We start from the raw sequence: 18,510 nt of genomic DNA on the forward strand, positions 1-18,510 counted from the left end.
CCCTCCCAAACACTTTCCCCCACCCCCCCCATCTCCCTATCTATCGGCGGGGTCCCCCCCCGTCCGCCCGGTCCGCGTGGGGGCCGGGACACCGTGTGGTGTCCCGGCCCTCTCGCGTACCGGGCGTCCCGCGTGGACGCGTCGTCCTCAAGCGCCGGACGGACCCGAACGGGTGATCGCTTCCGCCGCCGCTCGGCCGCAGACCCTGGCCGCGCCGTGGGTGGCGATGTGCAGGGCACCCCTGGGCTCGGCCTGGGGGACGCCCATCTCGACCACGATCGTGTCCGGACGCGCCGCGAGCACCGCGTCGAGGGCCTCGGTCATCCACGGGTGGCGGTGCGCGTCGCGGACGACCGCGACGATGCGGCGCTCCCCCGCGGCCCGCAGCACACCGGCCGCGGGGGCCTCGGACTCGCTGCTGTAGGTGTCGGTGCCGGTGCCGGGCACCAGCCGGGCCAGTTCGGCGGCGATGCCCCACGGGGTCTCGTCACCGACGGCGATGTTCGCGACCGGGGTGAACGCGGCGACGTACGCCGGCCCCGTGAGCGGCTCGCCGGTGCCGGTCACCTTCACCGCACGGCGGGCGGCGACCAGACCGATGTCCGAGCCGATGTGCGTGCTGTTTCCGGTGCCGGGCACGGTCCCCTCCTGCGCTGCCGCGCCCGGCTCCGGGACAGCCCCCCTGGCCCGCTGCGTCCAGGACGCGAGGGCCCGTACCCGGGCCGCGGCATCGGCGAGCCGCTCCTCGGGCAGTTCACCGGCACGGACCGCCGCGACCAGCGCGTCGCGCAGCCGCAGGACCGTGCTGTCGTCGTCGAGGCCGCCGCCGACGCAGAGCGCGTCGGCACCCGCCGCGATCGCGAGGACCGAACCGCGCTCGATCCCGTACGTCGAGGCGATGGCCTGCATCTCCACGGCGTCGGTGACGATCAGGCCGTCGTAGCCCAGTTCCTCGCGCAGCAGACCGGTCAGGATCTGCGGGCTCAGGGTCGCCGGGCGGTGCGGGTCGAGCGCGGGAAGCAGGATGTGCGCGCTCATCACCGATCTGGAACCCGCCGCGATGGCCGCCCGGAACGGCACCAGTTCACGGGCGTGCAGGGTTTCCAGGTCCACGTCGATGCGCGGCAGCGCGTGGTGCGAGTCGACCGCGGTGTCGCCGTGCCCCGGGAAGTGCTTGGTGCAGGCGGCGACGCCGGCGGCCTGGAGGCCCTCGACGTACGCGGCGGTGTGCCGCGCGACCAGATGGGGGTCGGCGCCGAACGACCGCACACCGATGACCGGATTGCCCGGATTGGAATTGACGTCCGCGGAGGGCGCCCAGTTGAGGTTGACGCCGCAGTCGGCGAGCCGGCGTCCCAGCTCCTGGGCCACGGCTCGGGTCAGCGTGACGTCGTCGACGGAGCCGAGCGCCAGGTTGCCCGGGAAGGACGAGCCGTGACGCACCTCCAGACGGGTGACGTCGCCGCCCTCCTCGTCGATCGCGACGAGCACGTCGTCGCGTTCGGCGCGGAGCTGTGCGGTGAGCGCGGCGAGTTGTCCGGGCGTCTCGATGTTGCGGCCGAAGAGCCCGACGGAGGAGAGGCCTTCACCGACGCGACGCAGCAGCCAGTCCGGTGCGGTGGTGCCGGTGAAGCCCGGCTGCAGGACGGCGAGAGCGTCACGGGTGACGGTGTCCGTGGTGGAGATCAGGGTGGTCATGGGAGGCGTTATCCCTTCACTGCGCCGTCGGTAAGACCGCTGACGGCCTTGCGCTGCAAGTAGATGAAGAGGATCAGGATCGGGATCGCGAAGAGTGAGGAGGCGGCCATGGTCGCTCCCCAGTCGTCACCGAACGCGGTCTGGAACTGCGAGAGCCAGAGCGGCAGGGTCTGGGACTCGATGTCCTTGTTGAGGATGAGGACGAGCGGGAACTCGTTCCAGGCGGTGATGAAACCGAAGAGCGAGGTCGCCATCAGACCGGGGCCGAGCAGGGGCAGGATCACCTTCCTGAACGCCTGCGGGCGGGTGCAGCCGTCGACCATGGCGGACTCCTCCAGTTCCTTGGGCACGGCGGCGACGTAGCCGCGCAGCGTCAGGATGGTGAAGGGCAGGACCATCATCATGTAGAAGGCCGTCAGCGGGATCAGGCTGTTCAGCATGTCCGCGTCGCGGACCAGCATGTAGATCGCGATGACCATGACTTCCCAGGGCGCCATCTGCGCGATCATGAACATAAGCAGGATGCCGCGGCGGCCCTTGAAGCGCATGCGCGCCATGGCGAAGGACGCCAGCAGAGCGATCACCAGCGAGGCGACCACGGAGACGATCGTCACCGTGAAGGAGTTGCCGACCAGGGTCCAGAAGTGGTCGGCCGCCATGGCCTTCTTGAAGTGCTCGAAGGTGATGTCGGTGGGGAACCACACGGGGGTGTCGGTGATGATGTCGCCGGTCGGCTTGAAGGCCGTGCTGAACATCCAGTAGACGGGGAAAGCGAAGCCTATGAAGAGGACGACTGCCGTCAGGTTGGGCCAGATCCGGCCGAACAGTGAGCGCTTCACAGCTCGTCCTCCTCTTGCTTGAGTACGGTGCGCAGGTAGTAGGCGGTCATCGCCAGCAGGACGAGCATCGTCAGGAACGAGATGGCCGCACCCATGCCGAAGTGCTGGTTGCCGACACCTTCGACGAACGCGTAGACGGGCAGGGTCTCGGTGAGCCGGTCCGGGCCGCCGCCGTTGATCGCGAAGAGCTGGGCGAAGCACTTGAAGACCCAGATGACTTCGAGGAACGTCGTGGCCAGCAGGAACGGCTTGAGGAACGGGAGCGTCACCAAGGTGAAGCTCTTCCAGGAGTTGGCGCCGTCCAGCGAGGCGGCCTCGTACAACTCCTTGGGGATCGTCGTCGACGCGGCGTACAGGTTGATCGCCACGAAGGGGATGGACTGCCAGACGATCACCAGGGTGACCAGCGAGAACGTGGAGAGCTGACTGCTCGTCCAGTTGAAGTCGGCCATCGAGTGCCAGCCGAGGCTGTCGAGGACGTAGTTGACGACTCCGAACCGCTGGGCGAACAGCCACTGGTAGACCGTCGTCGCCGCGATCATCGGCATGGCCCAGGCGAGCACCAGGCCCAGCATGAGGACCAGGCGCATCTTCTTGCCCAGACGCGCGAGCAGGAGGCCGACCAGCATCCCGATCACCATGATCAGGACGACGTTGGCGGCGGTGAAGAGGACCGATCGCTCGACGACTCTCCAGAAGTCCGAACTACCGAGGACTTCCTTGTAGTTGTCGATGCCGTTCCACTCGGTCAGGTGGAGGATCAGCTGGCGCGGGTTGAGGTTCTGGAACGACAGCATGCCGTTCTTGACCAGTGGGTAGCCCAGGAGCACCGCTGTGACGAGCAGTGCGGGCACGAGGAGGAGGTAGGGGGCGGAGCCGCCGGCCCGCTCCTTGCTCGATGCGGCGGGGCCACCGGAAGGGGCGACATCCTTGCGGACGCCGGCTGCCGGGACCGAGTCCACTTTTTCGGTCTGCACTGACATGCTCGCCATCTCTGTCTTGGGCCGTACGGTCGAGTCACGCGAGTGCGCCGGGGGGCGGTGGTCGCCCGCCCCCCGGCGCGTTCGATCAGCTCTTCTGCGAGAGACGCTTGTTGATCTCGGACTCGACCGCCTTGGCGGCTTCGGCCGGGGACTTGCCGTTCAGAACCGCGGTCATGTAGCTCTTGATCGGGTTCGGCGCGTTCTCGACTGCGGCCCACTCGGGGATGAGCGGGGTGGTGCCACCGGCGGCGGCGGCCGGGGCGGCGGCCTCGGCGGCGCCGTTTCCGGTCAGGTTGGAGTTGAGCGACTCCTTGTTCGGGATGACGCCGTTCTCCTTGGCCAGCTGGCCCTCGAACTGGTCGGACAGGGAGAGCTTCAGGAACTCCTTGGCGAGGTCCTGCTTCTTGCTGCCCGCGGCGACCGCGAAGTTCGAGCCGCCGAGGAAGACACCCTCGGGCTTGGCGGCGGTCTCACCCGGGATGGTGAAGTAGCCGATGTCGCTCTCGATCTTCTTGTTGGCCGCGATGGCCGTGCCGGCCTCCCAGCCCATGCCGATGAAGGCACCCACGTTGCCCTTGGCGAAGACCTCGGCCTGCTGCGGGGTGGCCTCGTCCTTGTCCTTGGGAGCCTTGGAGTAGCCCTGGTACTTCTTGTAGAGCTCCATGGCCGCGGTGACCTTGGGGTCGGAGAGGTTGGAGACGTACTTGTCCCCTTCCTTCTTCACGAGGTCCGCGCCCTGGCCGATGGTCAGGCCGTCGAAGAAGTACCAGTTCTGGCCGGGCAGGTAGATCGGCTCGGCCTTGCCCTTCGCCTTGATGGCGTCCAGGTCCTTGAAGAACTCGTCCCGCGTCTTCGGGGTGTCCTTGATGCCGGCGTCGGCCCAGACCTTCTTGTTGTAGATGACGACGCGGTTGGCGAAGTACCACGGGGCGGCGTACTGCTTGCCGTCGAAGACCGAGGACTTGTTGAGCGCCTCGACCCAGTCGCCGCCGATCTCCGCCTTGAGGTCACTCAGGTCGGAGAGGCCGCCCGTTGCCGCGTAGGCCGGGGTCTGGGTGTTGCCGACCTCGATGACGTCCGGCGGGGTCGACTCGGAGAGAGCCGTCGTGATCTTCTGCTGAATGCCGTCCCACTTCTGGGTCTCGAACTTCAGCTTGGCGCCGGTCTTCTTCTCGAAGGCGGCGGTCAGGTCCTTGGTCCAGCCGGGAGGCGTCGAGCCGTCCATGGCCCAGACAGTCAGCGTCTGACCCTTGTAGCTGTCGGGGCCCGTCTTCTTGCTGCTGCTGTCGGTCTTGTCGTCCGAGCCACAGGCAGTGGCACCGGCCAACAGAGCCACGACGCCAATGGCCGCGATGAGTCCGCGCTTCACGACACCCTCCTCAGGGATGCAAGAGAATTCCCCCCACCACCCGAGAACGCCCACCGCCGCACAATGAAATGCGACGGGTACTGCCCGTGGGGCTGGGACCTGGTCTTTAATGGTTTAGACCAGTACCGGGAGCTTGGCCTAGACCTTTAGGGGTGTCAAGGGTGTATAAGAAGTGCACTCGCGTCCGTTATAGGACCGACACCTGAGGGAGGGCGACGAGCCGTGACCGGACCGTGCCACCATGTGAGCCGCGACAGACGGAGGAGCCGGTGACGGCAGCAACGCAGCAGTCGGGAAGGCGGGCCATGGGTGCCGACGGGGGCAGTGCGGGGAACGAGACGGGCGCCGGGACGCGCACCGCGCGCGTCCCGAAGTACTACCGGCTGAAGCGACATCTGCTCGACATGACGGACACCATGCCGCCGGGCACCCCCGTGCCCCCGGAGCGGACCCTGGCCGCCGAATTCGACACCTCGCGCACCACCGTGCGCCAGGCGCTCCAGGAACTGGTCGTCGAGGGCCGGCTGGAGCGCATCCAGGGGAAGGGAACCTTCGTCGCCAAGCCGAAGGTCTCGCAGGCCCTCCAGCTCACCTCGTACACCGAAGACATGCGCGCCCAGGGCCTGGAACCGACGTCCCAACTCCTGGACATCGGCTACGTGACGGCCGACGACACGCTTGCCGGACTGCTCGACATCAGTGCGGGCGGGCGCGTGCTGCGGATCGAACGGCTGCGCCTGGCGAGCGGTGAGCCGATGGCCATCGAGACCACGCACCTCTCGGCCAAACGCTTTCCCGCGCTACGGCGTTCGCTCGTGAAGTACACCTCCCTCTACACGGCCCTGGCGGAGGTGTACGACGTACGGCTGGCCGAGGCCGAGGAGACCATCGAGACCTCCCTCGCCACCCCGCGCGAAGCCGGCCTGCTCGGCACGGACGTCGGGCTTCCGATGCTGATGCTGTCCCGCCACTCGCTGGACGGCCAGGGCGAGCCGGTCGAATGGGTCCGCTCGGTCTACCGGGGCGACCGCTACAAGTTCGTGGCCCGCCTGAAGCGGCCGCTGGACTGACCCTGCCGCCGGACCGGCCGGGTCGCGTCACCGTTCGCCCGCACAGCCCCCGTGGAACCCTTCCCACGGGGGCTGTTCGCTGCCCATGGACCTCCCACCCCTGATTGGTCTGGACCAACACCCAGACGTTTGACGTCATTTCGGCCAGGCGTCCGACCGCACAGGACCGTTGCCGGACCGCAATGCGGACAGGGGGTGACGGTGGCCGGATCCCTCGCCTAGATTTCGTGCGCATTACACCAGGTGATCAGCGAGGGGACGGAGTCGCCGCCATGCCAGCAGGCCCAGAAGGAAAACCACCCACCGTCACACCGATGCGGGTGGTCATCGCCCTCTGTCTCATCGCGCCGTTCGTGGCGATGCTCTGGGTGAGTTCGTACGCCAAGGTCGATCCGACCTTCATCGGGATCCCGTTCTTCTACTGGTACCAGATGCTCTGGGTGCTGATCTCCACGGCGCTCACGATGGTCGCGTACAAGCTGTGGCAGCGTGACCAGCGCTCCCGCAAGGGAGGTGCGTCAGCATGAAGGACGGCGTGAACGGCGTCGCACTCGGCGTCTTCATCTTCTTCTTCCTGGCCGTCACGGTCGTCGGCTTCATGGCCGCCCGCTGGCGCAAGGCCGAGAACGAGGCCAGCCTCGACGAATGGGGGCTGGGCGGAAGGTCGTTCGGCACCTGGGTCACCTGGTTCCTGCTCGGCGGCGACCTGTACACCGCGTACACCTTCGTCGCCGTACCGGCGGCGATCTACGCGGCGGGAGCGGCCGGCTTCTTCGCGGTTCCCTACACCATCCTGGTGTACCCGCTGATCTTCACGTTCCTGCCGCGCCTGTGGTCGGTCTCGCACAAGCACGGCTACGTCACCACCTCGGACTTCGTCCGCGGCCGCTTCGGCTCCAAGGGGCTCTCGCTGGCGGTCGCCGTCACCGGCATCCTCGCCACGATGCCCTACATCGCGCTGCAACTCGTCGGCATCCAGGCGGTACTGGACGTGATGGGCGTCGGCGGCGGCGAGAACACGCACTGGTTCATCAAGGACCTGCCGCTGCTGATCGCGTTCGCCGTGCTCGCCGCGTACACGTACTCCTCCGGCCTGCGCGCACCCGCGCTGATCGCGTTCGTCAAGGACGGACTGATCTACCTGGTCATCGCCGTGGCGATCATCTACATCCCGATCAAGCTCGGCGGCTTCGACGACATCTTCGCCAAGGCGGGCGAGGCGTTCTCGGCCAAGAACGAGGCGGCCGGGAAACCGGTGGCCGGACTCGCGCCCGGCGCGGCGGGCCAGTGGGGTTACGCCACCCTGGCGCTGGGGTCGGCGCTGGCGCTCTTCATGTACCCGCACTCGATCACGGCGACGCTCTCCAGCCGCAGCCGTGACGTGATCCGCCGCAACACGACGATCCTGCCGCTGTACTCACTGATGCTGGGCCTGCTCGCGCTGCTCGGCTTCATGGCGATCGCCGCCGGGGTCAAGGTGGACAACGGCCAGCTGGCGATCCCGCAGTTGTTCGAGAACATGTTCCCCGACTGGTTCGCGGGTGTGGCCTTCGCCGCCATCGGCATCGGCGCGCTGGTGCCGGCCGCGATCATGTCGATCGCCGCGGCGAACCTGTTCACCCGCAACATCTACAAGGACTTCCTGAAGCCCGACGCCACACCCGCGCAGGAGACCAAGGTCTCCAAGCTGGTGTCGCTGCTCGTGAAGGTCGGCGCGCTCGCCTTCGTCCTCACCATGGACAAGACGGTCGCGATCAACTTCCAGCTGCTCGGCGGGATCTGGATCCTCCAGACGATGCCGGCCCTGGTCGGCGGGCTGTTCACCCGGTGGTTCCACCGCTGGGCGCTGCTCGCGGGCTGGGCGGTCGGCATGGTCTACGGAACGGCTGCCGCGTACGGGGTCGCCAGCCCGACCCAGAAGCACTTCGGCGGGTCCTCCAAGGAGATCCCGGGCATCGGCGAGATCGGCTACATCGGTCTGACGGCCTTCGTGCTGAACGTCGTGGTCGTCGTCGTCCTCACCTTCGTCCTGAACGCCGTGAAGGCGCCCGCCGGGGTCGACGAGACCTCCCCGGGCGACTACACCGCGGACGCGGGCGACCCGGGTGTGAAGACGGAGCTCCCGCCGGCCACCGCCGGTGCGGCCGGCGGTCACTGACCTGCGCCCTGCGTGAACGGGCCGCCGTCACCCTCCGCGAGGGTGCGGCGGCCCGTTCGCGAGCCGGGGCGGAAAAGCCCTTGCGGCCCCGGCCCGTGCGTGCGGCACACTGCCACGTATGGACATGACGATCCGGCCGGTCGAGCCTGCCGAGCACGCGCTCCTCGGCGAGATCACCGCTCAGGCCTATCTCGGCGACGGCCTCCTGGACTTCGGCGCCGACGATCCGTACCTGGTGCAGCTGCGCGACGTGCCCCGCCGCGCAGCCGAGGCCGAGGTGCTGGTGGCCGCCGATGCGGAGGGCCGCGTCCTGGGCGGGGTCACCTACGCCCCGCCGGGCAACCCGTGGGCCGACATCGCGGCGGCCGACGAGGCCGAGTTCCGGATGCTGGCGGTCTCCCACGAGGCCCGTGGCGCCGGGGCGGGCGAGGCGCTCGTACGGGCCTGTATCGACCGCGCACGGGGCACCGCGGGGGTCACGGGGCTCGTCCTGTCGACGCAGCCGGGGATGCTCGGGGCCCACCGGATCTACGGGCGCCTCGGTTTCGTACGGACCCCCGAGAGGGACTGGAATCCGATCGCCGACCTGAAGCTGCTGACCTACCGTCTGGAGCTCCGTCCCGTGGCGTGAGAGCGCGCTGGGGCCACGTACGACACAACATGTGGGGGCTGCCGCATCCGGCAGCCCCCACATGTATGCTCGTGCTCGCTGTCGCCGCAGGGAAATCCGGTGCGAATCCGGAACTGTCCCGCAACGGTGTGTTCGGTGCGCATTTGCGCACCCCTGAGTCCGAGATCCTGCCGACAGCGCATCCGGCTCGACCGATCCGGATGCCCAGACGTCCGGGCCTCGTGGATGGGCCGGTGGACGCCGCACGGAGCGCTGCCCTGCCGCGCCCCGCCCGGCTGCCCCCGCTCCCCGAAGGCCCCGAGCCGAGCGAGGGAGAGCACCGCGTGACCATCGCGCCAGCCGATCCGGTTTCAGCGGCCGAGTCCGAAGCAGCCGAGGCCGAGGCGGCCCGGTCCGGCGGACCCGCGAAGGACGGACCCGGGACCGCACTGCTGCGGACCCTCACCGACCTCACCGCCGATCTGCCCGACACCGACCCCGGACGCGTCGCCGCCGCCGCGCTGCGCGGCCGCAACGCCCGGTCGGACGAGGCCGAGCTGCGCTCGCTGGCCACCGAGGCCGCCGCGGGCCTGATCTCCGAGGACCCCGCCTACTCCCGGCTCGCCGCCCGTCTCCTCACCCGCACCATCGCGGACGAGGCGGCCGGGCAGGGCGCGACGTCGTTCTCCGCCTCGGTCGCCGTCGGGCACCGTGAGGGCCTGATCGCGGACCGCACCGCCGAGTTCGTCACGCTCCACGCGGCCGCCCTGGACGCGCTGGTCGGGCGGTCGCTCGCCGACGGCGCCGACGACCGCTTCGGCTACTTCGGTCTGCGCACCCTGCACAGCCGCTACCTGCTGCGCCACCCGCTCACCCGTCAGGTCATCGAGACGCCGCAGCACTTCATGCTGCGCGTCGCCTCCGGTCTCGCCGAGGACACCTCCGAGCGCGCTCTGGACGAGGTCACCGCGCTGTACGGGCTGATGAGCCGACTGGACTACCTGCCCTCCTCCCCCACGCTCTTCAACTCCGGTACCCGGCACCCGCAGATGTCCTCCTGCTACCTGCTGGACTCCCCGCTGGACGAGCTGGACTCCATCTACGACCGCTACCACCAGGTGGCGCGCCTGTCCAAGCACGCGGGCGGCATCGGTCTCTCGTACTCCCGCATCCGCGCCCGCGGTTCGCTGATCCGCGGCACCAACGGGCACTCCAACGGCATCGTGCCGTTCCTGAAGACGCTCGACGCCTCCGTCGCCGCGGTCAACCAGGGCGGCCGGCGCAAGGGCGCCGCCGCCGTCTACCTGGAGACGTGGCACGCGGACATCGAGGAGTTCCTGGAGCTGCGCGACAACACGGGCGAGGACCAGAGGCGTACGCACAACCTCAACCTGGCGCACTGGATCCCCGACGAGTTCATGCGCCGGGTGGACGCGGACGGCACCTGGTCGCTGTTCTCCCCGGCCGACGTGCCCGAACTGGTCGACCTCTGGGGCGACGAGTTCGACGCCGCCTACCGGGCCGCCGAGGCCAAGGGCCTGGCCCGCAAGACCATGCCGGCCCGTGAGCTGTACGGCCGGATGATGCGGACCCTCGCCCAGACCGGCCAGGGCTGGATGACGTTCAAGGACGCCTCCAACCGCACCGCGAACCAGACCGCCGAGCCGGGCCGCGTCGTGCACTCGTCGAACCTGTGCACCGAGATCCTGGAGGTCACGGACGACGGCGAGACGGCCGTCTGCAACCTCGGCTCGGTCAACCTCGGCGCGTTCGTCGAGGGCGGCACGATCGACTGGGAGCGCCTCGACGCCACCGTCCGCACCGCCGTGACCTTCCTCGACCGGGTCGTGGACATCAACTTCTACCCGACCGAGCAGGCCGGCCGGTCCAACGCCCGCTGGCGGCCGGTGGGTCTGGGTGCCATGGGCCTCCAGGACGTCTTCTTCCGGCTGCGGCTGCCGTTCGACTCCCCCGAGGCCCGCGCCCTGTCGACGAAGATCTCCGAGCGGATCATGCTCGCCGCCTACGAGGCGTCCTGCGATCTCGCGGAGCGCTCCGGCCCGCTGCCCGCCTGGGCCGAGACACGTGCCGCCCGCGGTGTGCTGCACCCCGACCACTACGACACCGAGTTCCACTGGCCGGAGCGCTGGGACGCCCTGCGCGCCCGGGTCGCGGAGACCGGCATGCGCAACTCGCTGCTCCTGGCCATCGCGCCGACCGCGACGATCGCCTCGATCGCGGGTGTGTACGAGTGCATCGAGCCGCAGGTCTCCAATCTCTTCAAGCGCGAGACGCTCAGCGGTGAGTTCCTCCAGGTCAACGGGTATCTGGTGGACGAGCTGAAGAAGCTCGGCGTGTGGGACGCCCGGACCCGCGAGGCGCTGCGCGAGGCGAGCGGCTCGGTGCAGGGCTTCGCGTGGATCCCCGAGGAGGTGCGGGCGCTGTACCGCACGGCGTGGGAGATCCCGCAGCGCGGGCTGATCGACATGGCGGCCGCCCGTACGCCGTTCCTCGACCAGAGCCAGTCGCTGAACCTCTTCCTGGAGACGCCGACGATCGGCAAGCTCTCCTCGATGTACGCGTACGCCTGGAAGCAGGGGCTGAAGACGACGTACTACCTGCGCTCCCGTCCGGCCACCCGGATCGCCCGTGCGGCGTCCGCCGCCCCGATCCCCGAGCAGGCGCCCGCACCCGACGCGGACGCGATCGCCTGCTCCCTGGAAAACCCCGAGTCCTGCGAGGCCTGCCAGTAATGAGCTCCAACGACGACAAGAACCTGCTGGACCCGGGCTTCGAACTGACCCTGCGGCCGATGCGCTACCCGGACTTCTACGAGCGCTACCGGGACGCGATCAAGAACACCTGGCACGTGGAGGAGGTCGACCTCCACTCCGACGTGGCGGACCTCGCCAAGATGTCGCCCGCCGAGCAGCATCTGATCGGCCGGCTGGTGGCCTTCTTCGCGACCGGCGACTCGATCGTCTCCAACAACCTCGTGCTGACGCTGTACAAGCACATCAACTCCCCGGAAGCGCGGCTGTACCTGTCTCGGCAGCTCTTCGAGGAGGCCGTGCACGTCCAGTTCTATCTGACGCTGCTCGACACGTATCTGCCCGATCCGGACGACCGGGCGGCCGCTTTCGACGCGGTCGAGGAGATCCCTTCGATCCGCGAGAAGGCGCAGTTCTGCTTCCGGTGGATGGACTCGGTGGAGAAGATCGACCGGCTGGAGACGAAGGCCGACCGCCGCCGCTTCCTGCTGAACCTGATCTGCTTCGCGGCGTGCATCGAGGGGCTGTTCTTCTACGGCGCCTTCGCGTACGTGTACTGGTTCCGCTCGCGCGGGCTGCTGCACGGCCTCGCCACGGGCACCAACTGGGTGTTCCGTGACGAGACGATGCACATGAACTTCGCGTTCGAGGTCGTGGACACCGTCCGCAAGGAGGAGCCCGACCTCTTCGACGACGCGCTCCAGCAGCAGGTGACCGACATGCTGAAGGAGGCCGTCGAGGCGGAGCTGCAGTTCGGCCGGGACCTGTGCGGCGAGGGCCTGCCCGGGATGAACACCGAGTCGATGCGCCAGTACCTGGAGTGCGTCGCCGACCAGCGGCTCACCCGGCTGGGCTTCCCGGCGGTGTACGGCTCGGAGAACCCGTTCTCGTTCATGGAGCTCCAGGGGGTCCAGGAGCTGACGAACTTCTTCGAGCGCCGCCCGTCCGCCTACCAGGTGGCCGTCGAGGGCACGGTCGGCTTCGACGACGACTTCTGATTCCTCAGATCCTCGCCCAGCTCCTCACGTACGGACGCCGTGCGGCCTTCACCGGCCGCGCGGCGTCCGCCGTTTGCGGGGGTTCGGTACTCCGGGCCCGTTCAGCTTCCCGGAGCTCGCGGTCGATGCGGCTCTCGCGGACGATGCCGATCAGCACCGGCAGCAGGACGAGAGCGAAAACAACGGATATGCCCAGGACGTTCTGGAATGTGTTCATGCCTCTACTGTCGTCGGTTCCGGCCGATCGCGGCAGTGGCAGGACTGTCATGGAGCATCGAATTACTGCCACACTGAGGTCATGCTGAAAAATGTCGCCGCCCTGCTCCTGGACGAGGTCAATCCCTTCGAACTCGGCGTCCTGTGCGAGGTGTTCGGCCTCGACCGCAGCGACGAGGGACTGCCGGTGCACGATTTCGCCGTGGTCTCCGCCGAGGGCCCGGTACTGCGCACCCACGCCGGATTCACCATCACCACCCCCCACGGCCTCGACCGCCTGGAGGAGGCCGACCTCATCGCCGTCCCGGCCGGTACCCACTTCGTGGACCGGGAGTACCCCGAGGAGGTCCTGGAGGCGCTGCGCCGCGCCGTGGACCGCGGGGCCAGGGTGCTGAGCGTCTGCTCGGGGGCGTACGTGCTCGGCGCGGCCGGCCTTCTGGACGGGCGGCGCTGCACCACCCACTGGCGTCACGCCGCCGAGCTCGCGCGCCGCTTCCCCCGCGCGGTCGTCGAACCGGACGTGCTGTACGTGGACGAGGGCCCGGTCATCACGTCGGCGGGCACGGCCGCGGGGATCGACGCCTGTCTGCATCTGGTCCGCCAGGCGTACGGGACCGCCGCCGCCAACACCATCGCCCGCCGCATGGTGGTGCCGCCGCACCGTGACGGCGGCCAGGCGCAGTACATCCAGCGCCCGCTGCCCCGGACCCGCTGCGACACGGTCGGCGACACGCTGGCCTGGATGGAGCGCCACCTCGACCAGGAGATGACCGTCGAGCAGCTGGCCGCCCAGGCACACATGTCACCCCGCACCTTCGCCCGCCGCTTCCAGCAGGAGACGGGCACCACGCCGTATCGCTGGCTGCTGCGTCAGCGGGTGCTGTTGGCGCAGCACCTGCTGGAGACATCCGATGAAACGATGGATACGATCGCCGGACAGACCGGCTTCGGGAACGCCGCCGCACTCCGTCATCAGTTCGTCCGCTCACTGGGTACCACGCCGAACACGTACCGCCGCACCTTCCGGGGCCCGGGCGAACTGACCGAAGTCGCCTGATCCTTTACGGGCCTGTCATCGGATCATTCGTCCAACTGTTTCCGTCACCTGTCCATGGACCCGGCACCCGATCGGGGTCCAGGGTCGGGCGCATGGACATCCGGATCGCCAAACGAAGGACCATCGGGGCCGTGGTGGCCGCGCTCGCCGCCACTGTGCTGCCCCTGCAGAGCGCCTCGGCCCAGGACGGAGCGGCCGACGCGGCTCCACCGCCCGAGGTGCTTCCGTCGCTGCGGCAGTGGCAGCCCGGCGAGGGGGAGTTCACGCTCACGGACCGGGCGAAGATCGTGCTGGACGGGGTGCGCGAGCAGCGCACGGCGGCCGACGCGGCGCGGTTCGCGGGCGAGCTGGCGGGAAAGGCCCCGGTCTCGCGGGGCGCGGCCCGCTCCGGTGACATCGTGCTGCGCCAGGACCCCGCCCTGAAGGGCTCGTTGGGCGCGGAGGGCTACCGTCTCGACGTCGGCGACCGGGTCACGGTCACCGCCGCCACGTCGGCAGGGGTGTTCTACGGTTCACGCACGGTACTGCAGCTGCTCAACGACGACGGGCGGGCCGCGCGCGGTTCGGCGACCGACGTGCCCGCCTACCGCGAACGCGGTGTCGGGGTGTGCGCCTGCTACATCAACGTCTCGCTGCCCTGGTTCGAGCGGCTGATGAAGGACATGGCCTCCCAGAAGCTCAACCAGCTCTGGATCGAGGCGAAGGTCAGGAGTGACGTCGATCCGGAGTCGGCGTTCTGGGGCTACTACACGAAGCCGCAGGTGCGTGCCCTGGTCGCGATGGCGAAGAAGTACCACATCGATCTGGTGCCGGAGATCAACTCCCCCGGCCACATGGACACGTACCTGGAGAATCATCCGGAACTCCAGCTCCGGGACAAGGACGGCGTCGCCTCACCGCCCCGGCTGGACATCTCACGGCCCGAGGCGCTTGCGTACTACACCTCGATGGTCGACGAGGCCCTGGCGGTGTGGGGCACCCGCACCTGGCACATGGGCGCCGACGAGTACATGATCGGCTCCTCGTACCCGGACTATCCGCAGCTGCAGACGGCCGCGATCGCGAAGTTCGGTGCCTCGGCCACTCCCGACGACCTCTTCGCCGACTTCATCAACCAGGTCAACGCCCACGTGAAGGCCGGCGGCCGGTCGCTGCGGATCTGGAACGACGGCCTGATGGGCCGTAACAGCGTGGTCCCCCTCGACCGTGACATCACCGTCGAGCACTGGCTGGGCGGCGGCGCCATCCAGCAGCCGTCCGCCCTGCTGGCCGAGGGCCGGCCGGTGATGAACTCCGCGTACGCGCTCTACCTCGTGCGCGGCGGGTACACGATGCAGACCCAGAAGCTGTACGAGAGCGACTGGACGCCCCTGCGCTTCGAGGGCCAGACCCTGCCGGCCACGGCGGCGAACCTGACCGGCGCGAAGATCAGCCTGTGGCCGGACAGCGCGGCGGCCGAGACCGAGAACGAGGTCGAGGCGAAGGTCTTCATGCCGTTGCGCTTCATCGCGCAGGCCACCTGGGGCGGCCCGAAGCCCAGCGGGACGTACGCCGGTTTCGAGGCCCTGGCCCGCAGGATCGGGCACGCCCCCGGGTGGGACAACACCGACCGCACCCCGCTGGCCGATGGTACGTACCGGCTGACCGCGGGCAGGAAGGCGCTGACGCCCGGCACCGGCGGCGGGGTGTCGCTGGCCGGGGCCTCGGAGGCGGCCTGGGCGCTGACGGCGACCGCCGACGGCTACTACACCGTGGAGTCCGCGGAGAGCGGGCTGTGCCTGGACGCGGTGCGTGGCAAGAAGTACCTGGGCGCTCCGCTGGAGGTGGGGGCCGAGCTGTCCCTCAGCACCTGTGCGGCGGGCGCGCGCACGCAGCGCTGGCAGCTGGACACCGGAGCCGGTGCGCTGGTCCTGCGCAACGCCATCTCGCAGCTCCGCCTGACGGAGCGGTCCGCGGACGGTGCCGCGGTGCAGACGACGGGCGGGACGCGCCTGAGCGCGAAGTCCGCCTGACCGCCTGGACGCAGAGGTGGGGCCCGCCGGTGCCGGCGGGCCCCACACGCGTGTCAGATACCGCAGTTGGGCGCCGACCAGAAGTGGCTGGGGCCCTGGTTCACGTGGACGTGGTCGTTGTGGTCGGGGTAACCCGGGCCGAGGATCCCGTTGAACCCGTGGTTGCGGGCCTGCTGGGCCAGGGTGCAGAAGGCGATCCCTCCCAGGTCCGCCGCGTCGCCGTACAGATGACGGCTGTTCGACGCGCCGCCGGCCGCGCTGTTGCAGGAGGTGGAGCGGAAGCCGCTGTTGACGGTGATGGGGCGGTCACCGAGCGCGTGCCGCAGTGCCTCCAGCTTCCACATGGTGCTCAGGGCGTTGGCCTTGGCCGTGCCGGCCGCCACGGCACCACCCGCCCAGGTGCTGTTGCAGTGGTTGAGCTCGGCGTACGTGAAGTGGATGGGGGTGCAGTCGTTGTCCTGGAGCGCGTAGATCTTGGACTGGGTGGCGGGGCCCGCGACACCGTCGGCGGCGAGTCCGTAGGCGGCCTGGAAGCGCTTGACGGCGGCGGTGGTGGCCGGCCCGTAGGAGCCGTCGATGGCGAGCACGGAGTTGTATCCGGGGTACCCGGCCACGCGGAGCTGGAGCTGGACGACATCGTTGCCGGTGGCGCCCGGGGCCAGGGTGCGGGTCCAGGTGTAGCAGCCGTCGGCCTGTGCGGTCCCGGCCGTCACCACCGCCCCGCCCAAGGCGAATGCCATGGTCATGACAAGGCCGAGCAGGAGTCGTGCGGAACGTCTGAGCATGGGGGGCTCCCTACCACGGTGAAGGTGTGGAGTGTGAGCCTGTCGGACGAGTCGACGCGCGTCAACTATGCATGGGAGAACGAAAGTTGACGTTCGGTAACACAGCAGGGGCCCCGCCCCGGCATACCGGTGCAGGGCCCCTCGCGGAATGCGCGCGCCGTCCGGTCAGTCGTTCGGGACGACCTCGTAGCGCGGGGTGTTCTCCGCCATCTGGCGCAGCGCGTCCTTGCGGTCGCGCTTGGAGAGGCGGTCGATGTACAGGTAGCCGTACAGGTGGTCCGTCTCGTGCTGGAGGCAGCGGGCGAAGTAGCCGTTGCCCCGCACCTTGACCGGGTTGCCCTTGGCGTCCTGGCCGCGGACCACGGCGTAGTCCGGGCGGGCCAGCGAGGCGTACGCCGTCGGGACCGAGAGGCAGCCCTCGTTGGAGTCGTCCAGGACGCGCTCCTCGGGCGCCAGCTCGTCGAGCACCGGGTTGCAGATGGCGCCCGTGTGCCGGACCCCGTCGTCGTCGGGGCAGTCGTAGACGAAGACCTTGAGGTCGACCCCGATCTGGTTGGCGGCCAGGCCCACGCCCTCCGCCGTCCGCTGGCTGGCGAACATGTCGTCGATCAGCTGGGCCAGCTCGTCGTCGAACGCGGTGACGTCCTTGCACTCCTTGTGCAGGACCGGGTTGCCCACGACCGTGATCGGGCGCGAGGTGCCGCGCTCGCGGTGTGCTGCCTCACGCGCCTCACAGTCCTCGGTGTCGACGAGAAAACCTTCCTCGTCGACGCTGATCTGCTCGTCCGTCTCCTGCTGCGCCATGTCCGCCGTACGCCTTCCTCACAACCTGAACCCCGGGATCCGCGGCTCGCGAGAACCAGGGCACCCGTGCACCGGAATCGGTGCGCGTACAGCCTACGGGCACCCGTCAGCAGACTTCTTCGAGACGTCAGCAGACTTCTTCGAGATCCCGCCACTCGCGGCTGTCCGGGCTGTCCGCCACCCAGCCGTCGAGCAGCCCGCGCACCAGTCCGGCGGGGGCGGCGAGCCCGCACTCGCGCTCGGGCACCCACAGCTCGCCCGCGGTGCGGTGGCCCAGCGGACCGGGGTGGCCCGGCTCGCTGTGGTCGTGCGGGTCGAGGTGCTCGCCGTCGCCCTCGTCACTCTCCATCCGGCTCTCCGAGCAGGCCCGGCACAGCAGCCGTACGGACGACGACCAGTCCTCGGCGGCGAACCCGGCGTCGGACGCCAGCTGCTCCAGCGCGTCCCGGTCCGCCTCGGTGGCCGCTTCGAGGAGCACCACCCAGGTGGGGACGGGAGACGGAGCCCACAGCTCGATCTCGTCGAACACGGGGTACGAGGGCCCGGCCGCGGTGATCCGCTCGCCGTGCGGCACCCCGTCGTGCAGGACGACCTCGCCCCATCGCCGCCCGGACGACGGCAGCGGGATCGACAGCACCTCGATCCGTGCCGGATCCAGCCTGCGGCCCCAGACGACCTCGGCCTCGCCCTCTGGCGACAGCCGCACGGCCGCGCTGCCCAGCTCCATGCCGACCGGCTCGCTGCCCGCCGCCGGAGTCTGCTGCCCGCCGCCGGGCACCTTCAGCCCGTACGCCTGCCACGCCCGGCGGGCCAGCGGCCAGTCCTGGAGCGCTGTGGCGGCGATCCCGACGTTCCACCAGTCGGGGGCGCCGGACTCCTTGTCGAGCAGCGCGACGGCCCGCAGGCCCGCGGCTCTCGCCTGTTCCCAGTCGTGGCGGAACTTGTGCAGCAGCGCCAGATTGAACCACGACTCGGAGAGCCAGGGCTCCAGGTCCGCCGCCCGCGTCAGCAGTGCGCCCGCGTCCTCGTACCGGCCGTCGCCGATCAGCGTGAACGCGCGGTCCGTGGCCTGCCGCCAAGAGGCGGAGGGCCGATGCCGTACCTTCCCGAAGATCCTCACGATTCCCGCCTGTCCCGACT

The 18,510-nt window shown here is 69.4% G+C and carries 16 protein-coding genes and 1 riboswitch; of the genes, 8 read left to right on the forward strand and 8 right to left on the reverse strand.

All coding sequences use genetic code 11. The features are described 5' to 3' along the window. Nucleotides 1–147: 147 nt before the first annotated feature. The 4 genes from ABZ434_RS20570 to ABZ434_RS20585 all read right to left on the reverse strand — a co-directional run bounded on the left by ABZ434_RS20570 (nt 148) and on the right by ABZ434_RS20585 (nt 4,889). Nucleotides 148–1,698, reverse strand: coding sequence for a glycoside hydrolase family 3 protein (locus ABZ434_RS20570; protein WP_359138604.1), 1,551 nt, complete (start codon nt 1,696–1,698; stop codon nt 148–150). Nucleotides 1,699–1,706: 8 nt separating this feature from the next. Then, nucleotides 1,707–2,537, reverse strand: a complete 831-nt coding sequence (locus tag ABZ434_RS20575; protein WP_359138606.1) for a carbohydrate ABC transporter permease — start codon at nt 2,535–2,537, stop codon at nt 1,707–1,709. Beyond that, a complete protein-coding gene (locus tag ABZ434_RS20580; protein ID WP_359138608.1) occupies nt 2,534–3,520 on the reverse strand; it encodes a sugar ABC transporter permease in 987 nt (328 codons plus the stop codon). Before ABZ434_RS20580 ends, ABZ434_RS20575 begins: the two co-directional genes overlap by 4 nt. Nucleotides 3,521–3,605: 85 nt before the next feature. Then, the gene (locus tag ABZ434_RS20585; protein WP_359138610.1) at nt 3,606–4,889 is read right to left on the reverse strand and encodes an extracellular solute-binding protein; all 1,284 of its coding nucleotides are present in this window, start codon (nt 4,887–4,889) and stop codon (nt 3,606–3,608) included. Between the two features lie 305 nt (nt 4,890–5,194). On the opposite strand from ABZ434_RS20585, the gene ABZ434_RS20590 reads away from it, so the two are divergent. The 6 genes from ABZ434_RS20590 to ABZ434_RS20615 all read left to right on the forward strand — a co-directional run bounded on the left by ABZ434_RS20590 (nt 5,195) and on the right by ABZ434_RS20615 (nt 12,496). Continuing rightward, complete coding sequence (locus tag ABZ434_RS20590) at nt 5,195–5,959, forward strand: GntR family transcriptional regulator (RefSeq protein ID WP_219567584.1); 765 nt, start codon at nt 5,195–5,197, stop codon at nt 5,957–5,959. A gap of 272 nt (nt 5,960–6,231) precedes the next feature. Continuing rightward, a complete protein-coding gene (locus ABZ434_RS20595) occupies nt 6,232–6,486 on the forward strand; it encodes a DUF3311 domain-containing protein (protein WP_359138612.1) in 255 nt (84 codons plus the stop codon). Further along, the gene (gene mctP / locus ABZ434_RS20600) at nt 6,483–8,117 is read left to right on the forward strand and encodes a monocarboxylate uptake permease MctP (RefSeq protein ID WP_359138614.1); all 1,635 of its coding nucleotides are present in this window, start codon (nt 6,483–6,485) and stop codon (nt 8,115–8,117) included. Before ABZ434_RS20595 ends, mctP begins: the two co-directional genes overlap by 4 nt. A gap of 118 nt (nt 8,118–8,235) precedes the next feature. Continuing rightward, nucleotides 8,236–8,748: a GNAT family N-acetyltransferase gene (locus ABZ434_RS20605; protein ID WP_359138616.1), complete on the forward strand. Its 513-nt coding sequence runs from the start codon at nt 8,236–8,238 to the stop codon at nt 8,746–8,748. 52 nt (nt 8,749–8,800) lie between these two features. Then, nucleotides 8,801–8,938, forward strand: a riboswitch (cobalamin riboswitch). A 133-nt stretch (nt 8,939–9,071) separates the two neighbouring features. Then, on the forward strand, nt 9,072–11,480 hold the full coding sequence (locus ABZ434_RS20610) for a ribonucleoside-diphosphate reductase subunit alpha (protein WP_359138620.1): 2,409 nt from the start codon (nt 9,072–9,074) through the stop codon (nt 11,478–11,480). Then, nucleotides 11,480–12,496 carry a ribonucleotide-diphosphate reductase subunit beta gene (locus tag ABZ434_RS20615; RefSeq protein ID WP_328896255.1) on the forward strand — a complete coding sequence of 339 codons (1,017 nt, stop codon included), beginning with the start codon at nt 11,480–11,482 and terminating at the stop codon, nt 12,494–12,496. The genes ABZ434_RS20610 and ABZ434_RS20615 overlap by 1 nt, the downstream gene beginning before the upstream one ends. A 4-nt stretch (nt 12,497–12,500) precedes the next feature. Here the strand turns inward: ABZ434_RS20615 and ABZ434_RS20620 are convergent, their stop codons facing one another. Continuing rightward, complete coding sequence (locus ABZ434_RS20620; protein WP_359138623.1) at nt 12,501–12,713, reverse strand: hypothetical protein; 213 nt, start codon at nt 12,711–12,713, stop codon at nt 12,501–12,503. A gap of 81 nt (nt 12,714–12,794) precedes the next feature. Between ABZ434_RS20620 and ABZ434_RS20625 the strand changes: the two genes are divergently transcribed. Both ABZ434_RS20625 and ABZ434_RS20630 read left to right on the forward strand, forming a co-directional pair. Further along, entirely contained in the window at nt 12,795–13,769 is a 975-nt protein-coding gene (locus ABZ434_RS20625) for a helix-turn-helix domain-containing protein (protein ID WP_359138626.1), read from the forward strand. 92 nt (nt 13,770–13,861) lie between these two features. Beyond that, entirely contained in the window at nt 13,862–15,781 is a 1,920-nt protein-coding gene (locus ABZ434_RS20630) for a family 20 glycosylhydrolase (protein ID WP_359138629.1), read from the forward strand. A 53-nt stretch (nt 15,782–15,834) separates the two neighbouring features. Here the strand turns inward: ABZ434_RS20630 and ABZ434_RS20635 are convergent, their stop codons facing one another. The 3 genes from ABZ434_RS20635 to ABZ434_RS20645 form a co-directional block, all read right to left on the reverse strand. After that, nucleotides 15,835–16,566: a D-Ala-D-Ala carboxypeptidase family metallohydrolase gene (locus ABZ434_RS20635; protein ID WP_359138632.1), complete on the reverse strand. Its 732-nt coding sequence runs from the start codon at nt 16,564–16,566 to the stop codon at nt 15,835–15,837. 165 nt (nt 16,567–16,731) lie between these two features. After that, the gene (def, locus tag ABZ434_RS20640; RefSeq protein ID WP_359138634.1) at nt 16,732–17,370 is read right to left on the reverse strand and encodes a peptide deformylase; all 639 of its coding nucleotides are present in this window, start codon (nt 17,368–17,370) and stop codon (nt 16,732–16,734) included. Between the two features lie 127 nt (nt 17,371–17,497). Further along, on the reverse strand, nt 17,498–18,490 hold the full coding sequence (locus ABZ434_RS20645) for a hypothetical protein (RefSeq protein ID WP_219567555.1): 993 nt from the start codon (nt 18,488–18,490) through the stop codon (nt 17,498–17,500). Nucleotides 18,491–18,510 lie beyond the last annotated feature (20 nt).

Origin of the sequence: Streptomyces sp. NPDC005761 (genome assembly GCF_040630635.1) — a bacterium.
Lineage (GTDB): Bacteria > Actinomycetota > Actinomycetes > Streptomycetales > Streptomycetaceae > Streptomyces.